Genomic DNA, 8,011 nt, shown 5'->3' with positions numbered 1-8,011 from the left:
CTAGAGATTAAGGTATGGAGTGGGGGATTTATCGGTTGTCCAAGCTCGCGAAGACCAAGCCACGCCAATACTTTGACGCCAACTTTCCACGACACATAAACTCCAGCTAGGTATACAAGCTGATCCTTTACCGCTTGTTTCTTGTCCGCAAGCAGAATAACTATACCAACGGACATTGGGAGCAAGAAGAAGTAGAAGACATATGCATCACTAACCATTTGAACCGCACTTACAAGGATAAGGATGGCCGTTCTGGGCCAGGTCTTTCTCCATTTTCCCGAATAGTACAGAGAAGTGGTGAGAGCCGTCAGTAGACCGGCCGGAAGTTCAACGTTGCGTATGTTCGGCATTATTAAGAAAGCTAGAGCGTAACCCCCAATCGAGGCCACATAGAGAGATAGTAGTATGCCTAGACGCCGAGATGAATGGACGAGAAACTGGAATACGTTGAACAGAGCCAGCATAGCCACCATCAAGACAGACGCAGTTACAACTAGCGCTTCGGGATCGTGTGGCATTACCCTACCAACTAGCGCATAAAGGGGATACTTTAAGATGAAGGTATCCTGACCAAACGAGGCATCAAGAGGCTGACCATGGTGCACGTCAGAAATCAGTAGTTGCTGATCGATGTCATCACTTACCCAGGCTCGTTTAGCACTCATGATACCTATATTGAGAGCAAGCAACGGCAGGGCAAAGACAGTAGCAATTACGACCAGCTTCCAGAAACGAGTACTTACAAGCGGCTTTAGTCTTGCTATCATAGTAGTCCCACGTAGTATAGCAGGCACTTCTGAATTAGGGATGCAACATGGTGAAGTACAGTATTATATGACAGAATAAGTAGGTTATCATGACAAAGCAGAAGACAGTCTTGCTCACAGGCGGAAGCGGTTTTTTTGGTAGTATTTTGAAGAAAAGACTACTAAAGGATGGTTACAAGGTAGTGTCCATCGATCTTGAAAAGGACGATATAACCGATCCAAACCTTGTTTCTATTCAAGGAGACATCCGCGATAGAAGACTCCTAAATAGTCTCGGCAGAGAATACCAGTTTGCTGCCATCTTTCACATTGCCGCGATTTTGGCCCATGCCGTCAAAGACAAAAAATTCTTATGGACTAGCAATGTCGATGGTACACGAAACATCGCCGGACTCGCGAGAAAGTATCACATTCCCAAAATTCTCTTTACATCCTCAAACTGTCTATGGGGCGAAAGCTTTAATCGTCCTGTGCGCGAGGACGACCAGCCTAAACCAGTAGAGATCTACGGGCTATCTAAATGGGAGGGCGAGAAGATTCTGCTTGAGAAGAAGTACAGAGACAGCTTTAAGGCTATCATCGTCCGCTGTCCGACTATCGTTGACGCTGGTAGATTAGGTTTATTAGCTATTCTCTTCGAATTTATCGATGAAGGACGTAAGGTCTGGGTTGTCGGTGGAGGTAAGAACCGCTATCAGTTCATCTACGCTGACGACTTGGTCGAGGCTCTCCTCAAAGGACTCAGGTATAATAAATCGGAAGTCTTTAATATTGGCTCCGATGATGTCCCAACATTCGTTGAAGCCTATAACTATGTCATTAAAAAGGCTGGGACAAATGCCCGTGTAGCCAATCTACCGCGCAGTATTGTCATCCCACTCATGAAGATAGCCTATGCGTTAAAGATATCGCCACTCGGTCCCTATCAGTATAATATGATCGCCGAGAGCTTTGTCTTTGACACAGACAAAATCAAGCAAGACCTAGAATGGAAGCCTACGCTTACGAATCAAGAAATGCTCTACAAGGCATACCGCTACTACCATGAACACCTTAGCGATATAAAGCATCGTACCGACGTCTCGGCTCATAAGCAGGCTGCCAAAATGGGCATAATAAAGCTCCTAAAGTGGATCTCATAAGATGAAGCCGATTTATATCTTATTCGGCGCAGCAGATTTTCGAGATCTCACGCATAAAGTTTTTGTGGCGAAAACGAGGTCTGGGCGCATACAGTTCTTTCGTTACCTATTTGTCGGAGGCTTTTCTGCAGCTGTCAACCTCGCTGCCCTGTTCGTCCTCACCTCTCTTATGCACATCCAATATTTGGTCTCCGAAGGTCTGGCATTTTTAATTGCAACAATAATTAACTACATACTGAGTATTTTATGGATCTTCCAAAGAAGTAATCGATTCAGACTTGAATTTACCCTTTTTACGCTGGTTGGTGTAGGCGGACTTGGCCTCAACGAATTGGTTCTTTGGTTCTGTGTCTCAAAGATTGGACTCGAGTATCTGGTCGGGGAGGTATTTGCTATCGCTGTCGTTATGATCTGGAACTTTGGTCTGCGGAAGCTAATGTTTACAAGGCTGACCGAACTGCCAAGTATCAGAGAACTCGACTAAGCCCTAGTAGAGCCCTCTAAGATAACGCAGTTGTTCGTAGTATCTATCGCCTAACTTGATCTCATCGATATACTCTTCGACATGTTCGGCCTCGACAACACTCGGGCAGGCTCGGAGAGCACGACGTTTCTTATCGACATAGTCAGTCACGTCAAAGAAGCGATTAAGTGGGTGTTCATAAGAATCTGAAAACATTAGTTCATAAACGGTATGCGGTTCCAGCCCGTCATTGAGCTGGTCTGGGAAGAAAGCTCTGTCACGCGAATACGGGTAGACTGCATCGGTGGTGATAATGGCCGTATGTCGATGGTCACGATGATTGACCCAGTGGACGTTCTCTTTTGACGAGAACGTGTTGATTACTTCATCAGGGTTATGAGTTATAACAATGTCGGGTTTGAATTGCCTGATGTGAAAGACAACTTTTTTGATATTCTCAACACTTGTCTCTAGCTCGCCATCCGGGATATTTAGATTGAAACATTCGGTCGCAGGGATGCCTAGTTCTTTAGCAGCAGCTATCTGCTCTTTTGTGCGGATACCGCCAAACTCGTCACTGGCTACCTTCTTATCACCAGTCCCCTTATTGCCGTTCGTCGTAACAACGAGTCGGACTCGTTTGCCAGCAGCGATTAGGCGGGCAACGAGAGCGCCACAGATAATCTCATTGTCGTCAGGGTGAGCCGAGACCACTAGTACTCTGTCCTTATCTGCAAATGCATCATCGAATGAGTCTACAATTGTGTTCATGGCCTTTATCCTGCCTACTCGATAACTATCATCAGTATAACCCAATGTAATTGCTAAGAGTCTACCAGCAGACTATGATAGAGATCATCGAGAGGCACACCGATTAATGTACGTCATTGTTATTCCCACATACAACGAGAAGGAGAATGTCACCAAGCTGATCTCTCAGCTGGACAAGCTATATGGCAAGTTTGCGACCAACATCAAGGTGTTGGTCGCCGATGACAGTTCTTCTGATGGCACGCGACGAGTTGTTGAAGCCTTTGTCAATCGACGCAAACCGAAGCTCACTGTCAACGTTATAACCAAGGCAGAAAAGACTGATTTAGGGGAGGCTTATCTTAACGCCTTCCGCCATCTGCTCAAAAACGAACCCAAGCTGAAAGGTGTTATCCAGATGGATGCCGACCTGTCGCATGACCCCAAGTACGTGGCTCAGCATCTCACCCACCTGCAGGATGGTCATGACCTTTCCGTGGGCAGCCGATACGTCCGTGGTGGTGACGTCCGAAACTGGCACCTAGGCAAACACTTTCTTTCACGAAGCGGTAATACGATCAACAGGATCATTCTCTCCAAGCAACTGAGAGACTATACCGGTGGATTCAACGGACTGTCCAAGCGAGCACTGCAATACATAACCAAGCCAGACATGATCACATCGAAAGGTTATCACTTTCAGGTTGAACTGAAATATCGGCTTATCAATTCGGGTAAGTTTAAGGTGCACGAATTCCCTATAACGTTCACCGAAAGGATCGCCGGAACGTCGAAGATGCGTCTCGATAACCTGCTCATATCGTTCAGGCAGTTGCTCGGTATACGTCTTCGTAAGATAGATCTGTCAGGGGCCTAGCCACTCTAGGATAAGTGGCGCTAGGCTGTAGCGGTATCTCTTAAAGTCAGCCATTCGCCTCTCGTGCCACGCCCATTGCTCAAAAAGAATCGAACCGTACGGTGGGACACTGGCCAGCAGGGCAACAACTGCACGTTTTCGTGACCAACGAAGCGTGGGGTAGAGACCCGCCGCGACCGCGTAGATCAAGAACAGTATGCCATGGATGTGCCCAGCAAAATCTACCGCAATATTATTACCAGGTGTTACATATTTGCTGATAACGATTCCTGCGATCAAGATAGTCCAGCCGACACCTTCACCAACTGCGGCCAGCTTAAAGAGCATCCACCCCTCTTCTTCCGTAAAGACACGATTTGTTTCAAATTTGCGGAGTAGGGAAGTGAGGTAGCTGATCATCCTACCTTTGCCAGTGCTAACACCTCTACGTTCGGTAGAGACGATAGCACCTTGGTTGAGACGAGTACCTTCGATCCCCTGATACCACTTCCGACTACGACGTGTGGCTTCTCCACGATCCGCTCATCGACCAGTACGGGCCAGTCTTCCGGCAGACCTATCGGTGTGATTCCCCCATACTCCATGCCGGTCAGTTTCACTGCCGTGTCCATTGACGCAAACGAGATCTTCCTAGCGTCAATCTTTCGACGCACCACTCCGTTGATATCGGCCTTGTCAGTTGCCAGTATGAGACACACCGCGTACCAGACCCGATCGGCGCGCTTAGCCTCTACGACTACACAGTTCGCCGATATATCTAGACCGATATCGTACCGTTCACAAAAGACCGCTGTATCAGCAAGATCTGCATCGATACGACTCACCCATACGCCGTCGCCTAATCGGGCACGTTCTACATACTCCGCAACGGGTTTGCCTAGCAGTTCAGGAGATTCGAGGGCTGGCGTAAAAGTAAGTTTCCCAAGATTCATGAGCCTATCATAACAGATGAAAGGTGCGGCTAGTCTTTAGTGGTCGGTGATTTGATACGGCTTTGAGAGAATCATGTAGTAGCTATGGCCCTGGGGGTGTTCTCGATCTAACATACTTGTTTCCCCAAGATAGATATCCTGCAGCCTGTCCCACCCACTGTCTTTCGGGCCGATTAAGTCGCCGAAGACTAAACCCACTTCCTCGGCCATTCGCCGTACCTCTACGGGGTCGTAGGGAGTAATGGTCTCGCTGATAACCAGGCTTCCACCAGGCTCGGTCAATCTACTTGCCTCTCCTAAGATCTTGGCAACCTCAACAACTGATGTATAGACTGCCTTATCGCTCAGAACGTTTCGAAGAAAGACTTCGCTGGCAGCTCCATTTGGCAGGATAGTTCTAGCATCGTCAGCAGTTCGAGTCTGGGGGTCGACTGCCTGCTCAAAAAAGAATATATTCTCATCCGGCCTATTCTCGCGCAGTCTTGCGATAACTTGACGTGCTACGCCACCATAGAAGAAACTGCTAAGGCCTGCTTCTATGCCAACATAGGCGCGGCCGTCAGTAAAATGCTGGACCTCCGCCAAAGGCCTGCTGCCATGCCCGAGTTCAACAACCGTCAGTCCATGGTTAGCTTCCCGCTGCGCTAACCAATGGTCAAGATCGAATGGTGATACTGGAGTCGGAGCTTCAAGAGTGCTTCCTGTCATGAACACACAATACATCATAACCAGATCTACGAGCTAGTGACTGATCCTTTACCATATACAGTCCGACGTACCAAGTCCGACGTGCTCGAGGTATAATATAAATGCTTAAGGTCTGAAAGGGAAAGATAGAAGTGACTCGCCTGCCAAACCCTGGTGGTGATAACGGAACTTGGGGGAATGTCCTTAACAGCTTTCTTGAGGTCTCCCTTAATTCAGACGGCACCCTCCAAACGAGCGCTATTACCAAGGCCGGCGGTTTGACGACGCAATCTTCAGGCGCCGCAAATGGAATCGCCACCTTAGATGGCTCGGGCCAGATCCCTGCTTCTCAACTCGGAAACTTATCGGCCAACGTTAACTTTAGAGGAGCCTGGCAGACAAACACCAATTACAATGTCGACAATGCAGTCAGCTACAACGGTGGCTTCTTCATCTGTGCCACTTCCCATAACTCAGGCGCGGCGTTTTCTGGCACAAACTGGACACAACTGAGCCCGCAGACAAGTGCAATTCCAACAGTTTTTAACGTCATGGGATTCGGAGCCACTGGTAACGGTGTCTCCGACGACTCGACAGCAATTAATAATGCCATAGCCGCAGCTCAGGCGGCAGGTGGCGGTGTTGTCTTCTTCCCAGCCGGCACTTATGCGACAGGTTCAAGCATAACGATAACGGGCGACTCTATACTGCTTCGCGGATCAGGCTGGGACACTGTTATCGAACCGAAATCAGGTGCCAACTTCGATGTTATTGCAACTGCAATCCCTTCTACGGCAGGAACAAGCGGCTACGTCAGAAACTACATCGGAATTGAACAGCTCTCAATTAACTGCACAAATATGTCAGGAACGACTGCCGGACAAGGCAATGGTATCCACTGGTATGGAGTCAGGTATTCATATATCCGTGACGTCTTTATCCAAGGCTGTCCGAACTGGGCGATCCTACTAGACGGTGATAACACAGGACCAGGGAATAATTTTGGTTATGATAATCAGATATCTAGATGCGTCTTTGACGTTGGTAACGCCAATATCTTTGCCACCAACTGTGAGGCGAACGATATCATTGAGAACCGCTTTAAATGGGCGGGAGCTGCGACAGCCGCTGCACAACCTGCCTTTTCACCGCAAGACACAACAGCGATGCATCTGCGTTGCGGCAGCGGTTATATGAATGTTAGCGGCAATATCTTCGGGAAAGGCGGTACTTATAGTACTGAAGCAATCCGTCTATCAAACAGTGGTCCTTGTCGTGTTGTTGGTAACCGTTTCGACCAGGTCAGAAATCAGGCTATCACCATAAACGGCGGCAACCACATTTTCGCCGACAACCAGCTCGGCTCTCCGTCAACGAATACCGTTCAGTTCGGAATCCAGATCGGCTCTTCAAACAACACGATCATAGGTAACAAATTCGACAATACCGCTGCGCCAGTGCATTATAGCTACGCGATAGGTGAGTCCGGCGGGCCATTCACCAATAACACGATTCTCGGAAATAACTTGCTGGCAGGAACCAGTGGTTATATATCCCTTAACTCTGGTAGTGTTGACTTTCTTGGCTACAACCCTGGTTTCAGCGGAGTCACCACCACTACTTCGAGTTACTCTGCACTTCCGACCGATACTGATATTCTATGCAACCAATCCGCCGCCATAACGATCACCATCCCCAACCCCGCCAATATGGCAAGCCGCGTCTTAGTGATTAAGGACATATCCGGGACAGCAGCAACAAACAACATTACGATCACTCCTTCAAGCGGAACCATAGACGGCGCTAGCAGTAAGGTGCTGATAACCAACTATGATGTAGTCCAGCTCGTGACTGACGGAACGAATTGGTACAGTCTGAATGCGACTCCACCAGTCACACCACTAGCCATCTACGACGGGGAGATAGCTCAGACCAGCAGTTCAGCTGCCGGTGCAGTCAATACAGCATATCTCGTCGCTGTAACTGTACCAGCACCGGTTACGTTGACTGGTGTTAGGGTCAGGTTTGCGTCAGGCGGAGCAGGCCACTATGATGTCGGGATCTATAAGAGCGACGGGACAAACGGTGGTCCGAAAACTCTGCTAGCTCATGCTGCCGCAACGGCCACCAGCCTTGCCACTTCATCTAGCACACTTACGCCCGCTTTCACGAGTGGTAACATCAATATCGATAAGGGCGTCTACTGGCTCGCTCTTTGGATCGACAACACTACAGATACATTCAACAAGCAGTCCGCATCAGGCAACATGTCAGTTATCATGTCTGGGACAACTTCAGGTCCATTGCCAAGCAACGCCACAACCCTTACCGGGCTAGCAAATGCCAACCTCAAACCTATTCTTATTGGTATACGCTCCGGAGGTTGGTCGTAG

General features: G+C 48.5%; 9 protein-coding genes. 4 read left to right on the top strand and 5 right to left on the bottom strand.

Annotated features, from left to right (window positions below):
- On the bottom strand, positions 1 to 767 hold a 767-nt coding region (locus VGS28_01995), incomplete at its 3' end, for a hypothetical protein (GenBank protein ID HEV2412558.1).
- Between the two features lie 89 nt (positions 768 to 856).
- On the opposite strand from VGS28_01995, the gene VGS28_01990 reads away from it, so the two are divergent.
- Both VGS28_01990 and VGS28_01985 read left to right on the top strand, forming a co-directional pair.
- Positions 857 to 1,909, top strand: a complete 1,053-nt coding sequence (locus VGS28_01990) for an NAD(P)-dependent oxidoreductase (GenBank protein ID HEV2412557.1) — start codon at positions 857 to 859, stop codon at positions 1,907 to 1,909.
- 1 nt (position 1,910) lies between these two features.
- Positions 1,911 to 2,393 carry a GtrA family protein gene (locus tag VGS28_01985; GenBank protein HEV2412556.1) on the top strand — a complete coding sequence of 161 codons (483 nt, stop codon included), beginning with the start codon at positions 1,911 to 1,913 and terminating at the stop codon, positions 2,391 to 2,393.
- Between the two features lie 3 nt (positions 2,394 to 2,396).
- On the opposite strand, the gene VGS28_01980 is transcribed toward VGS28_01985, so the two are convergent.
- Positions 2,397 to 3,143, bottom strand: coding sequence for a PIG-L deacetylase family protein (locus tag VGS28_01980; protein HEV2412555.1), 747 nt, complete (start codon positions 3,141 to 3,143; stop codon positions 2,397 to 2,399).
- A gap of 106 nt (positions 3,144 to 3,249) precedes the next feature.
- Between VGS28_01980 and VGS28_01975 the strand changes: the two genes are divergently transcribed.
- Positions 3,250 to 3,999 carry a glycosyltransferase gene (locus VGS28_01975; GenBank protein HEV2412554.1) on the top strand — a complete coding sequence of 250 codons (750 nt, stop codon included), beginning with the start codon at positions 3,250 to 3,252 and terminating at the stop codon, positions 3,997 to 3,999.
- On the opposite strand, the gene VGS28_01970 is transcribed toward VGS28_01975, so the two are convergent.
- Genes VGS28_01970 through VGS28_01960 form a run of 3 tightly spaced genes read right to left on the bottom strand, consistent with a single transcriptional unit; the run spans position 3,988 to position 5,639 of the window.
- On the bottom strand, positions 3,988 to 4,398 hold the full coding sequence (locus VGS28_01970) for a DUF3817 domain-containing protein (protein HEV2412553.1): 411 nt from the start codon (positions 4,396 to 4,398) through the stop codon (positions 3,988 to 3,990). The genes VGS28_01975 and VGS28_01970 overlap by 12 nt on opposite strands.
- Complete coding sequence (locus VGS28_01965; GenBank protein HEV2412552.1) at positions 4,395 to 4,931, bottom strand: YbaK/EbsC family protein; 537 nt, start codon at positions 4,929 to 4,931, stop codon at positions 4,395 to 4,397. Before VGS28_01965 ends, VGS28_01970 begins: the two co-directional genes overlap by 4 nt.
- A 36-nt stretch (positions 4,932 to 4,967) precedes the next feature.
- On the bottom strand, positions 4,968 to 5,639 hold the full coding sequence (locus VGS28_01960) for a hypothetical protein (protein HEV2412551.1): 672 nt from the start codon (positions 5,637 to 5,639) through the stop codon (positions 4,968 to 4,970).
- Positions 5,640 to 5,770: 131 nt separating this feature from the next.
- On the opposite strand from VGS28_01960, the gene VGS28_01955 reads away from it, so the two are divergent.
- Complete coding sequence (locus tag VGS28_01955; GenBank protein HEV2412550.1) at positions 5,771 to 8,011, top strand: glycosyl hydrolase family 28-related protein; 2,241 nt, start codon at positions 5,771 to 5,773, stop codon at positions 8,009 to 8,011.

The sequence above is a fragment of the Candidatus Saccharimonadales bacterium genome (assembly GCA_035945435.1).
Lineage (GTDB): Bacteria > Patescibacteriota > Saccharimonadia > Saccharimonadales > DASZAF01 > DASZAF01.
Note: the sequence above shows the minus strand (reverse complement) of the source record. Positions and strands in the feature narration are given on the sequence as shown.